We start from the raw sequence: 20,406 nt of genomic DNA on the forward strand, positions 1-20,406 counted from the left end.
TTTTATATTTGTTATGTTGCAAATGTGAACTAGAATGACCGTATAATATAAATTAAGAGGCTTTGTTTTCAATTTTTAGGGAGTTTATAGATGAACAAAGTATTATCAATTGGAGTGGGATTGATTTTTGCGCTACTGCTGTCAGCAAATGGAGGCAATGCGCGCGATCAAATACAGATTACTGGTTCATCTACAGTTTTACCTTATCAAAAGATTGTTGCTGAAACATTTGGAGAAATTTATCCCCATTTTAAGGTTCCTGTTATCGAATCGGGAGGAACAGGAGCTGGTATTAAGGAATTCTGCCGTGGTATTGGGGAGAACACTGTTGATATTGTTAATGCTTCGCGAGCAATGAAACCGAGTGAATTACAGTCTTGTTTTGATGCTGGTGTAAAAGATGTTGAAGAAATACGTATTGGGTATGATGGCATTGTTTTTGCAACTGATATTAAGGGGCCTGATTGGAAATTACAGCCAGTAGATGTTTATAAAGCCCTTGCTGCTCGAATTATTATAGACGGAAAGTTGCAACCGAATAATATTTTGAAATGGAGTGCAGTTAATAGTGCTCTTCCTGATTGGACGATAGCAGCGTATATTCCTGGAGAGAAGCATGGGACACGTGAAGTTTTTGAGGAAAAATTACTTACTGAGGGGTGTAAAGAGAGTGGGGCAGTTGAGGTGATGAAGTCTTTAGGAATGGATGATAAGGAGATACACACTGCTTGTATTGCGGTACGTAAGGATGGAAAAGCGGTTGATATTGATGGTGATTATTCTGAAACATTTGCGCGTCTAACTTCTAATAAAACAGGGGTTGGTATTTTTGGTTTGTCTTTTTATCAAAATAATGCTGATAGGCTAAAGGTTGCCGATATTAACGGTTTTGCGCCAACAGTTGAGACGATTTCTAGTGGACAATATCCAGTTTCTCGTCCGCTTTTTTTCTATATTAAGAAAGCACATTTAGGTATTATTTCAGGTTTGCGAGAGTATGTTGATTTTTTTCTTTCTGATCAAATGATTGGTCCAGAGGGTCCTTTGGCTGAATATGGTTTGATTGTTTCTCCTGAAAAGGAACGTCAAGCACAGCGTTCTGATTTTTCTGCTGGTCGAGTAATGACATTGAAATAATTTGCAGGGAAAATTTGTTGGATTTCTGAGATAGGAAATTTGGGTGCTATTTTTTTATAAAAACTGAAAGATAAAATGCGCATTTCCTTCATTGTATTGCTATTATTGATTTTTGGATTTTGTGGCTTTGGTATTTCTTATATGCGAGCACGCATTCTTGAATACAGACAACATAAAATGCATTCTCGTGCGTATTATTATGGCTGGTGGACATTTTTGATTACTGTTATTCCAGCTTTTATTTTTTTAATTGTTTGGGATGCTGGGAGTACAATTTATTTAGAATATAATGCCTCTCGAGAGCTGGGGGCGTATAGTGCGCATGTAACAGAGCCTGTAAATCACGATCTACTTTGGGAGACACTTCGAAGTCTCGTCAAAAAGATTCATCGCTTTGAGGGGAATCTTTCTACCGCTTCCTATAAGGAAGTGCAGGCACAATTACTCGCGAAGGGATTGATTTTATCCGATGAAGCATCGGATGATGTGTTCAAAATAGCACAGTCGTGGGTATTCTCTTCTGAAAAGCTTAAGTTTATAGGTTATGTTTTTCTTTTTGCTATTGCGTCCTTTGGTTTTATCTGTGGAATGATGCAAATTGCGCCTCATCAACGTGCCCGTAATAAGGTTGAATCTTTTATTATTATTGGATTGATTTGTGCATCTATTGTTGCAGTCTTGACAACAATAGCCATTGCGCTTTCTATGCTTTTTCAGACAGTAAGCTTTTTTCAGTCTGTATCCTTTTCAAATTTCTTTTTAGGAACAGTTTGGGATCCGCGTTTTTCCGCGAGCGGTTCCAGCGATGAAGTAGGACAATTTGGTTTAATACCGCTTCTTGCTGGTACGCTTTATATTGCATTTGTTGCCATGCTTTTTGCTGTACCTATAGGACTATTTTCAGCTCTTTATATGGCGGAGTATGCTTCTGCGCGATTGCGAGCAATTGTGAAGCCATTGTTAGAAGTTCTTGCTGGCATTCCAACGATTGTTTATGGCTTTTTTGCTTTGAAGGTTGTGGGACCATTTTTACGAGATCTCTCTGCTTCTCTCTCAGACGGGGTTAGTTTTATTATGGCACAAAGTGTTTTGACTGCTGGAGTTGTGATGGGAATTATGTTGATACCTTTTGTTTCCTCTTTATCGGATGATGTTATTACGGCTGTTCCACGCATTTTACGTGAAGGTTCTTATGGTTTAGGCGCAACGCAATCTGAAACAATTAAAAAAGTTGTTATACCAGCAGCGCTTCCAGGGATTATGGGGGCCATTTTGTTGACGGCATCGCGTGCAATTGGAGAAACAATGATTGTGGTTTTGGCGGCAGGTGTTGCAGCAAACTTAACACTCAATCCTTTCGAAGCAATGACTACGATGACTGTTAAGATTGTTAATCAATTGACCGGTGATTTTGAGTTTAATTCTCCACAAACTCTGGTGGCTTTTGCCTTAGGGATGACGCTCTTTGTCATGACACTTTTGATGAATATTCTAGCTCTTTATATTGTGCGTAAATATCGGGAACAATATGAATGAATGAAGATTTTTTTCCTTGTCGCAATATTAGTCTCAAGCGTCGGTATTGGGCTGAACGTCGTTTTCGTGCCTATGGTTTGATTGCCATTTTTATTGGTTTATTTTTTTTATTTACGCTTTTATGGTCTATCATTAGTCAGGGTTATACAGCTTTTTTTCAAAGTGAAATGACATTATCGATTTATTTGGATGAAAAGATCATTGATCCAAGTGGTCAACGTAAAACAAAACCACAAGTGCTCATGACGGCGAATTATCCACTTCTTGTACACAATGCTTTAGCGAAGAAACTTAATATCAATCAAAATGATCGAGCCTCTCTTTTGGACGTTAACCGTATGTTTTCAAATGGTGTCCGTGTTCAACTGCGTGAAATGGTGACAAAGAATCCAAAACTGATTGGCACAATGCAAAAAGTTAAAGTTTTGGCATCTGCGGATATTGATTCTGCTTATAAGGGACAGATTGATCTGCGTGTAGCAGAAAAAAACCGTAAAGTTTCTAATCGACAAATAGAATGGATAAAGCGTTTAGCGCATGATGGTACACTTTATAAAACATTTAATATTGGTTTTTTTACATTTGGCGCTTCAAGTCGTCCTGAGACTGCGGGATTAGGTGTTGCGATCATTGGTTCTCTTTATATGATAGGCATCGTTTTATTAGTTTCCCTTCCGATAGGCATAGCAACGGCTCTTTATTTAGAAGAATATGCACGCAAAAATAAATTTACAGATTTTATAGAGGTTAATATCAATAATCTTGCAGCTGTTCCTTCAATTGTGTTTGGTCTTTTAGGACTCTCTTTTTTTGTTAATTTTTTAGGATTACCACGTTCAGCCTCTTTTGTTGGTGGTCTTGTTTTAGCGCTCATGACTCTTCCCACGATCATTATTGCAACACGTTCTGCTCTGCGTGCTGTTCCTCTCTCTATTCGTTCTGCAGCTTTGGGGTTGGGAGCATCAAAAACACAAATGATTTTTCATCATGTTGTTCCTTTAGCTGCGCCTGGCATTTTGACAGGCACAATTATTGGAGTCGCTCAGGCTTTGGGTGAAACAGCTCCTTTGCTTTTGATTGGAATGGTTGCTTTTGTTGTTAATATTCCTACGACCCCCATGGATCCAGCAACGGCTTTGCCTGTTCAAATTTTTATGTGGGCGGGTGAAGCAGAGCGTGCTTTTGTTGAAAAGACATCAGGTGCTATTATTGTATTGATGATTTTTCTTGCGATCATGAATATTTCTGCGGTTTTTTTACGTCGACGATTTGAACGCCGCCAGTAATTTTAATAAAACAACAGCTTTGATAAGATTTTTGTAAGGTGAATTTTTGTAATGAAGATTAAAATGCGCGGTCAGGATGTGAAGGTTTCTTATGGAGACAAAGAAGCACTCCACGGTATTACACTTGATATTCCTGAACATCAAGTAACAGCCTTGATTGGTCCATCAGGATGCGGAAAGTCAACTTTTTTGCGTTGTTTTAACCGTATGAATGATACGATTGAAGGCGCTAAAACAACCGGTCTTATTACCTTAGATGGGGAGAATATTTATGACCAGAGAATTGATGTTGTAGAATTGCGCGCTCGTGTTGGAATGGTTTTTCAAAAGCCCAGCCCTTTTCCAAAATCTATATTTGAGAATGTTGCGTATGGTCCACGCATTCATGGTTTAGTTAAAACACGCTCTGAATTGCATGATGTAGTTGAAAAGAGTTTGAGGCAGGCAGGTTTGTTTGAAGAAGTAAAAGATCGCCTTCACGATCTTGGAACAAGTTTATCAGGAGGACAACAACAGCGTTTGTGTATTGCACGTGCTATTGCGGTTAGTCCTGAAGTTATTTTGATGGATGAGCCATGTTCAGCTCTTGATCCCATTGCGACAGCACGGATTGAAGAGCTTATCGATGCGTTACGGCAAAATTATACAATTGTTATCGTAACGCATTCCATGCAACAGGCCGCACGTGTTTCTCAATATACGGCTATGTTTCATTTAGGGCATTTGGTAGAAGTTGGTGCGACTGAAATGATCTTTACCTCACCAAAAGAGCAACGGACACAAGATTATATTACGGGGCGTTTTGGATAGGTGAATTGAGGAGTATAAGATATGTCTATGAAACATACTGTCCGTTCTTATGATGCAGAACTAAAATATTTAAGAGTAAGGATTACAGAAATGGGGAGCCATGCAGAAAGGATGATTGAACGTTCTGTCGCATCGGTTGTGAGTAGTGATCTTCAACTTGCAACGACAGTGATTGCCGATGATGTGTTTTTAGATGAAGCAGAACGTGACATTGATGAAAAAGCGGTTGCTATTATTTGCAAACGCCAACCGATGGCTGTCGATTTGCGTGAAATTATTGGAGCCATTCGTATTTCTTCTGATCTTGAACGGATTGGGGATATGGCAAAAAACATTGCTAAAAGGACTGTTGCACTTTCAGAAATACGTCAATCTGCTTCTGTTTATCATGGGCTTGAAACAATTACAGCTTTAGCACTCAATCAATTAAAAGAAGTCTTAAATGCTTATACGAGTCGCCTATTAGAGCGTGTTGACGCGGTGCGTGAGCGTGATGAGAAGATTGATGCTTTGTATACTTCTCTTTTTCGTGAACTTTTGACGTATATGATGGAAGATATGCGCAATATTACGGTTTGTACGCACTTACTGTTTTGTTTAAAGAATATTGAACGAATTGGTGATCATGTTACTAATATTGCTGAAATGCTGCATTATATCATAACGGGTTACCATATGTCCTCTGATCGTCCTCGTGATGACCTTACTTATAAAGTTGGGGTAGGTGAGAAGAAAATAGATTAAAATTTTTCTTATATGTATAAAATAAGTTTGTAGATATATGAGTATTTTCTTACAGTGCAGCTATAAGAAGAATAAGATAACCATTTTATGGCAAAGCACAAAGAAGCAACAAAGAGTTTTTTCAGAGAAGCATGGCAGATTGTTAACTCTTGGTTTGACATATTTGTATATTGGATGATATCATCACTCGTATTGTGGCAGGAGGGGAGTTTTCTAGGGGAATTTCCTTTCAGATCATTTTGTTAAAATTTTATATTAAAGGGGATGTCTGTATTATTTTTTCGTATGTAGAAGAAGTGGATAGTGTTACTTTATTGTAATTGAAACGTGTGGGTTATTATAGCCTATATTGAACCATGAAGAATAACAATATCGATCTGTAAATTAAGAGTTTTTTATTTTTTATTTTGCATAGATACTTTTTGATTACCTCTTGTATTAAAATTTTACTGAGTGGTAACAATTAGCTATGTACTTTATTGAGAGATACATTTAAAGCTCATTTCAAAATTTGAATAGCTCAGAGATTATAGGAATGTGTTGCATAAGATGAAAAATAATTGTTGGAATGTTTTTGTTACCTGTTGTGTAGCGCCGTTAGTTGTTGTGGGGTGTGCTTCAAATCATTTAGATACTGGAAAAGTAAATAATAATAAGACAAAAGCAGTTACGTATCCATTGACAGAGCGTCAATGTCTTATGCGAGCGATGTATTTTGAATCAAATCGCACAAGCCGTGAAGGAATGATTGCCGTTGGGACGGTTGTTATGAATCGTGTTAATTCAACTGCCTATCCTAAGACGATTTGTGGTGTTGTTGGTCAATATAGGCAATTTGCTCCTGGTGTTTTAACGCGTCCTATGACGGAAAAAGCATCTGTTGCTCGTGTAAGAGAGGCGGCTGATGCTGTTTTACGAGGTGAACGAGATAAGAAAGTTAAACACGCTAAGTTTTTTCATACCGCTGGTTTGTCTTTTCCGTATAAAAACATGCATTATGTTCAGGTTGCAGGGGGAAATGCTTTTTATGAAAAACGATCACGTGATGGGGAACTTCAAGTTCCTACAAATAATCGCCCTTATGATGTTGCTTATGCTTTTGCTCAAGAACGTTCTGGTCATGCGCCAAGCTTTATAGATGAAGGCTTAGAGAGTAGGGGCGTAAAGGCAGAGAAAAGTACATCTCCTTCGACAGAAGTAGCACAGTCCAAGATGGCACATCCTGCGCCTTTTGCTATGGTACAGCTTGATAAAGTTCCTATCCCTGCCTATGCACCTCAACATCTAGCTAGGAAAGAGGAAAATAAAACGATTATGGCTTTACCTTCATCTGATCAGTTAAATGCAATTGTTGCAATGTTAGAAAAACGACACAGGAACTAGTAAGTTTTTCATGACCAAAGAAGGATGATATACCCATTGCGGTTTATGAATTAAGTGAATTTTAGCGATAATGATACGCATAAATATACGTAGAGAAAGCGAACTCAAAGGATCTGAAAAACAATTTATAATATGACGACATAAAGAACGCATTCTATTTAAAGAAGGGTATTGGTAATGTACTTTGATATTCATGAGACAATTTTGCCTGAAATGCTTAATCGTCTTGCAGAAATTACAGTGAAAGTGGGGTTGAATTTACAAGAGGGGCAGGATCTTGTTTTAACTGCTCCAGTTTCAGCGTTACCTTTTGTTCGGCGTATTGCATATCATGCTTATAAGGTTGGTGCTGGTGTCATTACACCAATTTTTAGTGATGATATGTTATCGCTTACACGGTTTGAAAATGCCCATACAGCTAGTTTTGATTGTGCCCCTTCTTGGCTTTATGAGGGAATGGCAAAGGCTTTTGAAAATGGGGCAGCGCGTTTAGCGATTGTTGGTGAGAATCCTTTGCTCCTTTCCAATCAGGATTTTGATAAGGTTTCACGTTTAAATAAAGCCACTTCAATAGCTTACCAGCCGGCACTCAAGCAAATATCAAATTTTGCTATGAATTGGTCGATTGTTGCTTATCCAACAGCAGGATGGGCTGAGGCAATGTTTCCTTCTTTACCACTTAATGAGGCGATTAAAAAATTAGCCGATGCAATTTTTTCTGCTTCACGTGTTACAGGAGAAGATCCGGTGCAGGCGTGGACTGTTCATAATGCACATTTGAAGAAACGGTCATCTTGGCTTAATGAGCAGCGTTTTTCTGCCTTACACTTTACAGGGCCAGGGACTGATTTAACTGTTGGTTTGGCAGATGATCATGAATGGCATGGTGGTGCATCCGTTGCTCAAAATGGTGTTATTTGCAATCCGAATATTCCGACAGAAGAAGTTTTCACGACTCCTCATGCTCATAAGGTTGAAGGTTTCGTTCGCTCAACAAAGCCCCTTTCCTATCAAGGAACTCTGATTGATAATATTGAAGTACGTTTTGAAGCCGGGCGTATTGTTGAGGCTCGTGCATCAACAGGCCAAGAAGTTTTACAGCAGGTTTTGCAAAGTGATGAGGGTGCAAGCCGGTTGGGCGAAGTTGCCCTTGTGCCCCATTCTTCACCAATTTCTAAGAGTGGCCTCCTTTTTTATAATACCTTATTTGATGAAAATGCTGCATGTCATATTGCTTTAGGGCAGTGTTATTCCAAATGCTTTTTAGATGGGGCATCATTGACGTCAGAAGAGATTGCAGCACGTGGTGGGAATAAAAGTGTCATTCATATTGACTGGATGATTGGTTCTGGTGAAATTGACATAGATGGCATTACCCAAGATGGTGTAAGAGTTCCTGTATTTCGTAAGGGTGAATGGGCTTAATTTTGTTACCATAAAACACGGTCATTTGAGGTGGGGTGGGATGTAAGCTTTATTGATACGTTAAGTATTTTAGAGTGTGTGGTATATATTCAAGGCAGGGTTTGTCCATAAAGCCTTTAGTTAAATGATTCACATGAGTAGGAATCCAAGTAAAATCGACTCATCAAGAATTTGTTTAGTAGATGTAGAGGAAGTCTTCGTTTTTTGAGGGGGGAAGAAGTCAATTTATCAGTGATACGATTGGAAAGTGTATAATTATTAAAGAAGAGTAATGCCTGAGCTTCCTGAAGTAGAGACAGTTCGTCGTGGACTTGAGTCCGTTGTAACTGATGCAAAGATAGTATCTGTCAAACTTAATCGTAGAGATTTGCGCTTTCCTTTTCCTGAGGCTTTTTCTGAGCGCCTTATTGGCAGAACAATTATAGAACTTGGTCGGCGTGCGAAATATTTATTATTTCATCTTTCTCAGGATGAAACGATTTTAAGCCATTTAGGAATGTCTGGTTCATGGCGTATAGAGAATGATTTTTTAAGAAAAGCTTGTTCAGCGTCAAGTAAATTAGTTAAACATGATCATTTTGTCATGGATATTCAGACAAAGAATGGTGACGTTTATCGTCTTATTTATAATGATGTGCGTCGCTTTGGGTTTATGCTTTTAGTCGATACGGATAAGCTTTATGAACATCCACTTTTAAATAAGCTAGGTCTTGAACCTATAAGTAATTCGTTTTCTGGTCGTTATTTACAAAAGGCTTTTGTTAATAAAAAAATGTCTCTCAAGGGTGTTTTACTTGATCAGTCTATTGTTGCAGGTCTTGGGAATATTTATGTTTGTGAAGCACTTTGGCGGAGTCGTTTGTCTCCACAACGTGGTGCATTTACATTGGCATCAAAAACGGCACGTGCACGTGAATTTGCAGATTCTTTAGCACAAAATATACGCAATGTGATTTCTGAAGCCATTTTGTCTGGTGGCTCTTCTTTACGTGATTATATGCATATAGATGGTTCGCTTGGTTATTTTCAGCATGCTTTTTCAGTTTATGGAAGAGAAGGCAAGCAATGTTTGGAATGTGGAGCGCCTATTATGCGCATTTTACAGGCTGGACGTTCAAGTTTTTACTGCTCACAATGTCAAAAATGAATAAGGTGTCTTGCAAAATCTTACAAGAGGCTTAAAGTCATCGCATCTATAATATAATTACACAAGGCTTGAAAGGTTTTTTTTATGCTGAATAAAGTACTAACACATCTTGATGGAAATATAGAGAAGAGCCTTGAACGCCTTTTTTCTCTTTTACGTTTTCAATCGATTTCTACAGACTCGGCTTACAAGGATGCATGTCGTAAAGCAGCTGATTGGTTAGTGGAGGATTTAAAAAGCATCGGTTTTGAGGCTTCACGCCGTGATACGCCGGGGCATCCAATGGTTGTTGGGCATCATCCTGGACCTTCAGATGATTGTTTGCATGTGTTGTTTTACGGACATTATGATGTTCAACCTGTTGATCCATTGAGTTTATGGGAGGATGATCCATTTATACCTTCTTTAAAAGAGAGAGATGGAGAGAAAGTTATTTGTGCTCGTGGAGCTTCAGATGACAAAGGTCAGTTGATGACTTTTATTGAAGCATGTCGTGCATTTAAGAAAGAAACAGGGCAGCTTCCTATTAAAGTTACTGTTTTATTTGAGGGAGAAGAAGAATGTGCTTCTCCTTCCCTTATTCCTTTTTTAAAAGCAAATACAGATGAACTTAAGGCAGATTATGCATTGGTTTGTGACACGTCAATGTGGGATGCGGATACACCATCTATTGCTCTTTCTCTTCGGGGAATTATGGCAGAAGAGATTATTATCACAGCAGCGAATCGTGATTTACATTCTGGTTATTTTGGAGGAGTAGCAGCTAATCCCATTCGTATTTTAACGAAAATCTTAGCAGGACTTCACGATGAAAATAATAGGGCAACACTTCCTGGTTTTTATGATGGCGTAGAAGAAACACCTCCACAGATTTTACAATCATGGAATGCACTTAATTGTACTGCTGAAAATTTTCTTGGTCCTATAGGACTTTCCGTTCCAGCTGGTGAAAAAGGGCGGAGCATTTTAGAGCTTGTATGGGCACGTCCTACCATGGAAATTAATGGTATTAGTGGCGGCTATGAAGGGGAAGGGATGAAAACAGTTATTGCTTCTCAAGCGAGTGCAAAAGTATCGTGTCGTTTGGTGCATAAGCAAGATCCAGAGAAAATACGCCAAGCGTTGCGTGATTATGTACGTAGCTCAATTCCTGCTGATTGTAAGGTTGAATTTAAGAATCACGGTTCTTCTCCGGCACTTCAGATTTCTGATGATTCATCTTTTATCAAGGAGGCGAAGGATGCCTTATCACAAGAGTGGGAAGTGCCTGCTGTCTTGACAGCCATGGGGGGCTCGATCCCAATTGTAGCAGATTTTCGGTCAATTCTTGGTATGGAAACTCTTTTGGTTGGTTTTGGACTGGCTGATGACCGTATTCATTCTCCTAATGAAAAGTATAATTTAAAATCGTTTCATAAGGGGCAGCGGTCTTGGGCGCGTATTCTTGCTGCTTTAGCAAGTAGGAGGGTAAATGGCTGAGATTCGCGTTCATCAAGGTGATTTACCAAACTTAGACAATTATAAAACTGATGCCATTGCGATTGATACCGAGACTTTAGGATTACAACCCTATCGTGATCGTTTATGCGTTGTTCAGCTTTCTTCTGGAGATGGTACTGCTGACGTTATTCAGATTGCTAAAGAACAAAAGAGTGCACCCAATTTGATAAAATTGCTTGAAGATAACGCAATCACCAAAATATTTCATTTTGGGCGTTTTGATCTTGCTATTTTAGCGCATACATTTGGTGTTATGCCAGAGGCTATTTTTTGTACAAAGATTGCTTCGAAACTCACGCGCACTTATACGGATCGTCATGGCTTGAAAGAAATTTGTAATGAATTGCTGAATGTGAATATTTCTAAACAGCAACAATCTTCGGATTGGGCGGCAGAAACGTTATCACAGGCACAAATTGAATATGCTGCGTCGGATGTGTTATATTTGCATCGTTTAAAGGTTATATTTGAAGAACGTTTAAGACGTGAAGAGCGAGAAAATGTTGCCAAGGCATGCTTTCAATTTTTGCCTATGAGAGCTAGGCTTGATCTTTTAGGATGGGCGGAAATTGATATTTTTGCGCATAGCTAACTTTAAAATTGGCTTTTAAATAGAGTTAATTATTGATGTGAGAGGACAAAATGCTTGTACATTATGGGCGTTTTATCCTCTCATCTTTTCTGATAAGAATTATAATAAATTCTTAAGTGCTATTTCATTTGAAGTTTAGGCAATAAAAGTACTTTTGCGAATTCATATTTTTTATTTTTGTAACAGCTTTTATTTGAAACAAAGCAATTTTGAGGAGAGGCTGGAAACATACGGTAGGTTGGAAGACTTAAATCTCTGAAACCGTTATACAGCCTAATTGGGGGAGAATATGAATGTGTAAATGTAAAAACCAAATCTCATCTTTACCATCATTTTTAATTCTGCTTTACGACTTTCAAAAGTATTTAAAGCAATGTCTGTTAAATAATAGAGATTACGCATTGCCTCATGCTTTTGTTTCTCATGTTTTTAATGGATTTACGTTCTTCATGTAAAACAGAACGCCCTAAACGGAATATATTTGTGTTGCTAATTCATGTACTTTTTGTAAAGAAACCGACACCCAAGTTCATTTTACGGCGGCGCTCATAAAAGATATAACGATAAAGCCTCCAATACCAATATAAAATCTATTGAACACTACTATCTTACGCTTATAGAGTTAACAAGCCGCTACCATCCACACAACTGTGCCAATTCCCAATGTTGTGTAAGTCCTTAGCACTTGAGACGGTTCATAAGAGACATTTTTAGTGTTTTTTATCCACACAGCTCTTCCAACTTGTAACGTGCAAACAAATGGTTTTGATTGATTCAACATGAAAAAGATTTTGAAGGAGAGAATCTTATGGTATTTAGGGTTCTCAGTCAATATGAATAACGCTAAATTAGCATTATAAATCAGTATATTATGTGAAGTTCATATAGTTTATTATTTTCAGACGATACTTCGTGCCTTTATTTATTGCTCAATAAGTAATTTCTATGTTGGCAGAGCAGGGCAATTTGCTTTTATTTTAAAAGAAAAATGCTCCAAGCTTTATTTTTAAGGATTTTCACTTTTTATCTATAAACATATTATTTTTCTCTAGAAATTTGCAATGAAGGTACTAGATAAAATCCATTATGAATATTTGATGAGGTTAAATTTATGAACATAAAATATTTTATTACAGCTTTTGCTACTTTTGCTTCAATCTCTATGGCTCAAGGTGCAAGTTTTTTAGCGTCTCAAAACCTTATACAGAGAGCATCTTCGGCTGTTCCTCCAATAGGTTTTTTTACTGGTGAACAGCTTAGCAAGTTATTATCTGAAGTTTTTCAGATAGAACTTTCTTGCACAAATAACAGCGAAAGCATAACAGCAGCTAAGTTAGTACCTGTGTTACATTCTGGTAAAAAAAGAGATCATTATCCTAAAAGAAGACCAGGGAAAAAAGGACGGCCAAACCTATTTGCACGAGGTCCAATGAGTTTTTAAAAAGTGAAAAAACAACATCAAGAAGTATAATATATGCTTTGAAGTTGAAAAAGAGGGATATTTTTTCTGCCAAATTTATGATTTTTAAAGCAAGGGGTGGTTTGAAAACTTTAAGAAAGATTTCTCATTTTTTCAGCTTTAAGGAGATTTCTATATAAGTTTTAATGTTTATCATACCGGTTGTCTGTCTTTAGGTATTTTTTTCAATTTCGTCTTGTAAAGGAGTATGAAATGATAGCCTACAAATAAGGCTGAAGCTCTGAAAAAGACTTTACTATAAGGTTGAGAGAAGAAAAAAATGGTAAATATGTCAAAAAGGAATAAATGCCTAAATTAAATACAAAGAGCAAGCGTGATGAAATTGCATGTAATCTTGTTGCAGTCCATAGGGTAGTGGAGATCTTGTTCATGTGCGCTACAAGCGTTCTTTACAATGATGAAAAAATAATCAAAGAGCTATTCACATTTGGTTATGCGAAGGATGAAGCTAAAAATGTTGTTTGTATGAATTTAAATGGAACAGTTACATTTAGCTGCTCTCAATATTGTAACGGTCTTCACTATTACAATATTGAGAGTATTAATAGGAAGCATTTTAGCTTTTAAATAGTTTTATTTATTCACACACTTGCTCGTTTGTGAGGTGCTGGGGGGCTTTAATATAAAAAGGCTTAAGATAAGAACATCTTCAATATTGCAGACGAATTAATATAAAAGATATTTTTTCATTATAAATCAATATATTATATTTTTATGTCAATAGCACACGCTTTACACGGAGGGTACTGTGGCGCAGTTTTTTTCAAAATTATAAAGGAGAGAAAACGTGAGGAAAAGAGATCATTTGTGCATAGGCATAGTTTAATTCTCATTTATTACAGATCAAGCAATTAAGGGTACTTTGATTGGCTTTTTGTTTTTTTTATAAGTGTATCATTTTTGCTACAGATATCTGAAGATGGGGTTCTATATGAAATGATGTGTTCAAATAAATATTCAGCTATGGAGAGAAAATATGAATATGAAATGGTTAATAACAGCTTCTGCTTTCGCTTTTGTTTCAGTTTCAGCGGCGCAAGCAGCAGATGTTATTGTTCCCCCCAGTCCAACACCTGTTGCTCCCGTTATTGTTGCTCCAACTTTTTCTTGGACAGGTTTTTATGTTGGGGGCCAGATTGGTGGTTTTTCAGGTAAGACGAAAATGGATATTCTCAGTAACGAAAAAAAGATTCCAGCGCCTGATGACCTTTTGCCTAAACTATCTGGTTTCATGGGTGGTCTTTACGCAGGTTCCAACGTTGATCTCGGCAATGGCCTTATTTTAGGTGTTGATACAGATATCATGTGGTCTAATAAAGATGACACGAAGACAGGAAACACATATGTTATTCTTCCAAATCACATAAATTATATTAAGAAGATATTAACAGAATCTGGAATTAATATTGGTAAAGATGCGCTTGAACCTGGTGCTAAACGAACCCACAGTTTCACTTTTAAAGAAAAGTGGGCTGGTGCGACACGTGTACGTATTGGTTTTGCAGCTGAACGCATTATGCCTTATGTTGCTGGTGGTATCGCTTATACACAGCTTCAAGATACTGCATTGATTTCAATAACAGGCAAAGATTCAGACAAAGTAATCGCTTCTGGTACTCTGTCTGATGAAACAAAGACTCTTGTTGGTTACACCCTTGGTGCTGGTGTTGATTTAGCAATGACCAATAATATTATTGTCCGTGCGGAGTATCGTTACTCAGATTTTGGGAAAAAGAAATTCTCAAATGATAAATATGAGACTTCTTACAAAACCAATGATTTCCGCGTTGGTGTTGCTTACAAATTTTAACAGATGGTAAGTTAAATAACGAAGAGGCTCTGTCTTTGACAGAGCCTCTGTTATTTTCTGTTGCCATATTATCACACAATACATAATTTATTGTGGATGTGAAAAGATATTATTCAGGTTTTTTTAAAAAAAATCATAGACAATAAACAAGAATTACGTTTAAAATCAATAAGTTATTTATATATATATCTTTAGGTTTCTCGTACAAAATCAAGCTATGAAGCGATTTTGTCTGGGATGTGCCCTCCATTTTCTGTGACTGTATCATTTTTACTACAGCTTTTCTTTCTGTAATCTTGTAGCACTGTGCTCATAAATAAATTAGGAGCAAAGTTTATGAATATAAAATCTTTAGTAACAACTTCTGTTATCGCTATAGCAGCAGCTTCTGCAGCACAAGCTGCTGATGTTATCATCCCTCGTGAAACAGCCCCAGCAGTTATCTCAGCCCCTTCATTTTCTTGGACAGGCTTTTATATCGGTGGTCAAGTTGGTAACTTTTCAGGTAAAGTTGATGTAGTTGATTCAGAAACAAAAAAGAAAATTACAGATAAAGATTGGACACCTAAGCCTTCCGGTTTTATGGGTGGTATTTATGTAGGTTCTAACGTAGATCTTGGAAATGGCCTCATTCTAGGTGTTGAAACCGATGCAGTCTGGGCTGACCGCGAAGATTCAAAAGCGCATTCAGCAGTCATTGGGGAAGCAGGCCTTGACAGTTTCAAAGATAAGCTTACAGTAGCGAAAGCTACATTTGTTTCAGGAAAAAGTATTGATAATGTCACGAAGGATGACAAACGTATAGATAGCACCTCTATAAAAGAAAAATGGTCTGGTGCAACACGCGTTCGTGTTGGTTTTGCCGCCGTTGATCGCATTATGCCTTATGTTGCTGGTGGTATTGCTTATACACAGCTGCAAGTGGTTGATTCTCTTAAGGCAGCGACAGCTGATGGTGCCGAAATTGCTTCTGCTAAAGTGTTTGATGAAACGAAAACGATGGTTGGTTTCACTGTAGGTGGTGGTATTGACTTTGCAATGACAGACAATGTTCTATTGCGTGCAGAATATCGTTACTCAGACTATGGTAAAAAAGCATTTGTAAAGGACGGGGATAAATTAGCATACAAAACCAATGATTTCCGTGTAGGTGTTGCTTACAAATTCTAATTTCGTAAACAACGAAATGATGAAGATAAAATAAATTGTCATGAGGCTCTGTTAAAGACGGAGCCTCTGTTATTTTTCTATTGTTATATTATTACACACTCCATATTTATTGGCGGTGTAAAAGATATTATTCAGATTTCCTTAAAAAGATTTTTATAAACGACAGGCAATAATTACGCGGTAAAATCAATGAATTATACGTATTTATAACTTACAATTTCTTGTGAAACGTGAAGTTATGAAATGACTTTATCTTGCGTCAACTTTCGTTTCCTATGATTGTATCATTTTACTACAGCGTTTTTTTTTGTAGTCGTATAATACTGTGCTCGTAAATAAATGAGGAGCAAAGTTTACGAATATAAAATCTTTAGTAACAACTTTTGTTATCGCTATGGCAGCAGCTTCTGTGGCAAAATCTTCTGATTTTATCATTCTTCGTGAAAAAGCTCCAGCAGTTATCACAGCCTCTTCATTTTCTTGGATAGATTTTTATCTTGGTGGCTAAGTTGGCAACTTTTCAAGTCAAAGTTGATGTATTTGATTTAGAGACAAAAGAAAAAAACTTTAGATAAAGATGCACTACCTAAGTCTTCCGGTTTCATAGGTGGTATTTATTTTAGGTTCCAACATAGATCTTGAAAATGTCCTCATTCTAGGTGTTGAAACCGATGCAGTCTGGGCAGACCGAGGAGAGACGAAGACGGTCTCAAAGATTCTTGTGATTGATGATTTTAATGATAAATTTAAAGATGCTGGTGTCACATTGGATGAAAATGAAAAGTTTCAAAAGGGTGATACAGCAGTGTATTGCATTGGTTTCAACGAAAATGGTCTGGTGCAACACGGGTTCGTGTTGGTTTTTCCATCGCTGACAGTATTATGCCTTATGTGGCTGATGGTATTGCTTATGCGCAAATACAGGGTGTTGGTAAAGTTTCAGGAACAAAAAAATTGGCAAATGGGTAAGCCAAGTAAAGAAGTTTCTGCTACAGTATTTGATAAAATAAAAACGATGGAGGGTTTCCCCCTTGGTGGTGGTATAGATTTGGCGATGACAGATCATGTTCTGCTTCGTGCGGAGTACCGGTACTCAGACTTTGGTAAGAAGGAATATAAAAAGGATTACCTTAAACTAGGCTACACAACCAATGACTTTCGTGTAAGTATCGCTTACAAGTTCTAATTTCATCAAAAGTGCAATTATGAATAAAAAGTATTAATAAAAAGTTAAATTTTCAAGAGATCTTGACTTTTACAAAACCGCTGTTTTCTGGGGTTTATTTGTGTGATTGTGACATTTTTGCTACAGCTTTTCTATTTATAATCTTGTAAGGTCGTTTTATAGTTAATTTAGGAGCAAAATTATGAATACAAAATCTTTAATAGCAACTTCTATTGCCGCTTTAATTTCAGCTTCTGCAGCACAAGCTGCTGATATTATCATCCCTCGTGAAACAGCCCCAGCAGTTATCGCAGCAGCCCCTTCGTTTTCTTGGACAGGCTTTTATCTTGGTGGTCAAGTTGGTAACTTTTCGAGTAAAACTAAAGTAACTATTCCAGGAGAAGATAAAGAACTTGTCAAAAAAGATAACACACCTAGTCCTTCTGGTTTCATGGGTGGGATTTATGCCGGATCTAACGTAGACCTTGGAAATGGTCTCATTCTCGGTGTTGAAACCGATGCAGTTTGGGCAGACCGTGAAGAATCAAAAACAGCCCGTGAATTGACTCTTACTAAAGAAGATGTGGCATTTTTTAATAATGCCCTTGAAAAGGCTAAGGTTGAATTAAAAGATCAGCAACGGTTTGAAATAGGTGACAAGGTAACGGAAAAGCACAGTTACAAAGAAAAATGGTCTGGTGCTACACGCGTTCGTATCGGTTTTGCTGCTGTTGACCGTATTATGCCTTATGTTGCTGGTGGTATTGCCTATGCGCAGGTACAGGGCATTCAATCAGTTACAGGAAAAGGACAGAGAGCTAAGGTTGAGCAGAATGCTGATGTGGTGGAAAATCCACCAGTTAAGCAAAATGTAGATTTGACTGGTGGTACTTGGGCTGATGACACGAAGACAATGGTTGGTTTTACTATTGGTGGTGGAGTTGACTTTGCAATGACAGACAACGTTCTTTTACGTGCAGAATACCGTTACTCCGATTTTGGTAAAAAGAAATTCGCCAACGATACACGTGAATTCAACTACAAAACCAATGACTTCCGTGTAGGTGTCGCTTACAAATTCTAATTTCGTAAAAATGAAATTATCAGCACAAAAAATACTAAGGCCTCGTTTAACGGGGCCTTTATTTTATTATCTCTCTATTTTATTCCTCTTAATCTCTTCATTTTTAATGGGATCATACTCCTCATGCAAAACAGAACGCCCTAAACGGAATACACTTGTTGTTGTGTATGCACATATTTGTTTAAAAAAAATATTTTTCAAAGTACATCAATCTCACTTATGCCTCTGGAAAAGATTTGAATATTTTAGGCTCTGATGTTCAAGCAACGGATAAACTTCTCTTGCAAGCTGAGAGGAATGTTTCGATTGATGCCACACGCAACAGCATGGATAATCAGAGTGGGAGTGAAACATTTCATGTTGCCTTGCACAATGGCTCTCATCTAAGTTCTGGAAAAGAGACCACTGTTCTCTCTGGAAAAGATATCCATATGGCTGCTTCCGATATAGATGCCAAGGGCAATGTTGCTCTTGGCGCCCAAGGGGAGGTAACAATAGGGGTGAGAAACGATGAGATGGAGTATCATCTTCGCACCAAAAACACGAAAGTGGATATGCAAGCCTCTCATGCCGTTGGCTCTTCGATAAAATCGGGAGGTGACACCACTGTTGTTGCAGGGCAGGATGGGAAATCGCATGACCTTAGCATCACAGGCAGTTCCATTGCGGCTGATGGCAAGGTGGGGCTGAAAGCCAGCAACGATATTCTCATCAATAATGCAGAGGATAGCTTACATTATGAGATGTCGTACCATAAAGAGGGAGGGGTGTTTAGTAGCAGCAAATCTGAGCATAACAAGATGGATGTGCGCCAAGTTGTGGGATCAAGCATAACAGGGGGTGAAGGCATTGCCATTGACTCAGGAAACAACACGGAAGTTGTAGCCTCGACGCTCATAGCCGGTAAGGCAGAGGAAACGTCAGGAGAGAAAGCACCAGGAGAACAGAAACAAGCGGATATTACCATTCACTCTGGGGGAAAGATTGTCATAAAAGGTGCCCAAGAACACTTGGACCAGCAAGCACAATCGTCATCAAGTGGCTTTTTGCATGAGAAATCGTCCGATACATCTCAATCGCATACCACAACGGTCTCCTCTATCCTTGGGGCAACGGGAAATATTATCACGCAATCAGACAAAGAGACCATAATCACGGCTTCTCATCTGCTTTCCGGTCAAGATATCAATGTGAGTGGAGAAAGTGTGACGATTGATGGCATGACAGATCACCATAAAAGCCATTCAGAGGAGCATGAAACGGGTTTTGGTGTGGGATCAGGCAAGGGCTTTGTGTCGATATACGGGAGTGAGGGAAAGACAGAAAATGAAGAGAGTTTTGAGCATCAAGGTTCTTCTCTCAATGCGGATGGTACGATCACCATCACTGCCAAGAAAAAAGATGTGACAATTGTTGGCTCTGATCTTGCAGGTGAGAATATTAACCTTTCGGCAGCTCGTGATGTCAATGTGCTTGTTGGTCATAATAGCCATAGGGCAAGCTCAAAGGAAGAACGTACAGGCTTTGGGTTTCAGTTTGAAAAGAGCAACAGCGGTGCTTCCTTGGGGGTTGGAATTGCAAGCGCCAAAGATACGGGCGATCAATGGGAAACCACTTCCACACAATCACACATCACGGCACGCCAAGATGTGCAGATTACTGCTGACAATGATGTAAATATGCAAGCAGCCATTGTTTCGGCGGATCGTGATGTCAACATTGATGCCGGCAATAATATCACCCTATCAGAAAGCTATGATACCTCTAACGCAAAAGAAAAGCATGAAAAGTCTTTTGCTGGTGTGACAGGCTCTGTCAATGTGGATATTCTTGGTACAGTAAAAGATGTAAAGGATGCAGTCAAACGTTTTGGTCATGGGGATACAAAACACAAAATCGGCAATGGTCTTATTGCTGGTCTAAAAGGCTATGACCTCTATAGCAAAGGCAAAGGTCTTTATAATGGGATGAAAGGTGGAAACAAACAGTCTATTCGTGATATTGCTGATGTTTCTGCTAGCGTAACCGTGGGCTTTAAGACAGAGAAGGCAGAAGCCTCTGTTCAGACCTCTACAGCGGTAACAGATAGCATAGAAGCAGGACGCGCTGTTAATATGCAAGCCCACAAAGGTAGCAT

The 20,406-nt window shown here is 38.2% G+C and carries 16 protein-coding genes and 1 pseudogene; all 17 read left to right on the forward strand.

Annotated features, from left to right (window positions below; all coding sequences use genetic code 11):
- Positions 1-90 precede the first annotated feature (90 nt).
- Positions 91-1,137 (forward strand): PstS family phosphate ABC transporter substrate-binding protein, encoded by a 1,047-nt coding sequence (locus ACFILT_RS05555; protein WP_375678502.1) that lies wholly within the window; start codon positions 91-93, stop codon positions 1,135-1,137.
- 75 nt (positions 1,138-1,212) lie between these two features.
- Positions 1,213-2,673, forward strand: a complete 1,461-nt coding sequence (pstC, locus tag ACFILT_RS05560) for a phosphate ABC transporter permease subunit PstC (protein ID WP_375678501.1) — start codon at positions 1,213-1,215, stop codon at positions 2,671-2,673.
- Positions 2,670-3,959: a phosphate ABC transporter permease PstA gene (gene pstA / locus ACFILT_RS05565; protein WP_375678500.1), complete on the forward strand. Its 1,290-nt coding sequence runs from the start codon at positions 2,670-2,672 to the stop codon at positions 3,957-3,959. The genes pstC and pstA overlap by 4 nt, the downstream gene beginning before the upstream one ends.
- Before the next feature lie 51 nt (positions 3,960-4,010).
- A complete protein-coding gene (gene pstB, locus ACFILT_RS05570) occupies positions 4,011-4,769 on the forward strand; it encodes a phosphate ABC transporter ATP-binding protein PstB (RefSeq protein ID WP_375625677.1) in 759 nt (252 codons plus the stop codon).
- 21 nt (positions 4,770-4,790) lie between these two features.
- A complete protein-coding gene (phoU, locus tag ACFILT_RS05575; RefSeq protein WP_375611791.1) occupies positions 4,791-5,513 on the forward strand; it encodes a phosphate signaling complex protein PhoU in 723 nt (240 codons plus the stop codon).
- Positions 5,514-6,062: 549 nt separating this feature from the next.
- Complete coding sequence (locus tag ACFILT_RS05580; protein WP_375679711.1) at positions 6,063-6,896, forward strand: cell wall hydrolase; 834 nt, start codon at positions 6,063-6,065, stop codon at positions 6,894-6,896.
- Positions 6,897-7,073: 177 nt separating this feature from the next.
- Positions 7,074-8,321, forward strand: a complete 1,248-nt coding sequence (locus ACFILT_RS05585; protein WP_375679712.1) for an aminopeptidase — start codon at positions 7,074-7,076, stop codon at positions 8,319-8,321.
- A gap of 271 nt (positions 8,322-8,592) precedes the next feature.
- Complete coding sequence (mutM, locus tag ACFILT_RS05590) at positions 8,593-9,468, forward strand: bifunctional DNA-formamidopyrimidine glycosylase/DNA-(apurinic or apyrimidinic site) lyase (RefSeq protein ID WP_375613328.1); 876 nt, start codon at positions 8,593-8,595, stop codon at positions 9,466-9,468.
- 84 nt (positions 9,469-9,552) lie between these two features.
- A complete protein-coding gene (locus ACFILT_RS05595) occupies positions 9,553-10,947 on the forward strand; it encodes a M20/M25/M40 family metallo-hydrolase (RefSeq protein WP_375679714.1) in 1,395 nt (464 codons plus the stop codon).
- A complete protein-coding gene (locus ACFILT_RS05600) occupies positions 10,940-11,560 on the forward strand; it encodes a ribonuclease D (protein ID WP_375661218.1) in 621 nt (206 codons plus the stop codon). The genes ACFILT_RS05595 and ACFILT_RS05600 overlap by 8 nt, the downstream gene beginning before the upstream one ends.
- Before the next feature lie 1,111 nt (positions 11,561-12,671).
- Positions 12,672-13,001, forward strand: coding sequence for a hypothetical protein (locus ACFILT_RS05605; protein WP_375678497.1), 330 nt, complete (start codon positions 12,672-12,674; stop codon positions 12,999-13,001).
- 1,015 nt (positions 13,002-14,016) lie between these two features.
- Positions 14,017-14,850, forward strand: coding sequence for an outer membrane protein (locus tag ACFILT_RS05610; RefSeq protein WP_375679715.1), 834 nt, complete (start codon positions 14,017-14,019; stop codon positions 14,848-14,850).
- A gap of 336 nt (positions 14,851-15,186) precedes the next feature.
- Positions 15,187-16,020 carry a porin gene (locus tag ACFILT_RS05615; RefSeq protein WP_375655152.1) on the forward strand — a complete coding sequence of 278 codons (834 nt, stop codon included), beginning with the start codon at positions 15,187-15,189 and terminating at the stop codon, positions 16,018-16,020.
- 810 nt (positions 16,021-16,830) lie between these two features.
- Positions 16,831-16,989 carry a hypothetical protein gene (locus ACFILT_RS05620; RefSeq protein ID WP_375679716.1) on the forward strand — a complete coding sequence of 53 codons (159 nt, stop codon included), beginning with the start codon at positions 16,831-16,833 and terminating at the stop codon, positions 16,987-16,989.
- Positions 16,982-17,206 carry an outer membrane protein gene (locus tag ACFILT_RS05625; protein WP_375679717.1) on the forward strand — a complete coding sequence of 75 codons (225 nt, stop codon included), beginning with the start codon at positions 16,982-16,984 and terminating at the stop codon, positions 17,204-17,206. The genes ACFILT_RS05620 and ACFILT_RS05625 overlap by 8 nt, the downstream gene beginning before the upstream one ends.
- A gap of 181 nt (positions 17,207-17,387) precedes the next feature.
- Positions 17,388-18,269 (forward strand): outer membrane protein, encoded by an 882-nt coding sequence (locus tag ACFILT_RS05630; RefSeq protein WP_375679718.1) that lies wholly within the window; start codon positions 17,388-17,390, stop codon positions 18,267-18,269.
- Between the two features lie 215 nt (positions 18,270-18,484).
- Positions 18,485-20,406: pseudogene (locus ACFILT_RS05635) on the forward strand (hemagglutinin repeat-containing protein); the annotation flags it as partial.

It is taken from the genome of Bartonella sp. AP7XZML (genome assembly GCF_042195745.1).
Taxonomy (GTDB): domain Bacteria; phylum Pseudomonadota; class Alphaproteobacteria; order Rhizobiales; family Rhizobiaceae; genus Bartonella.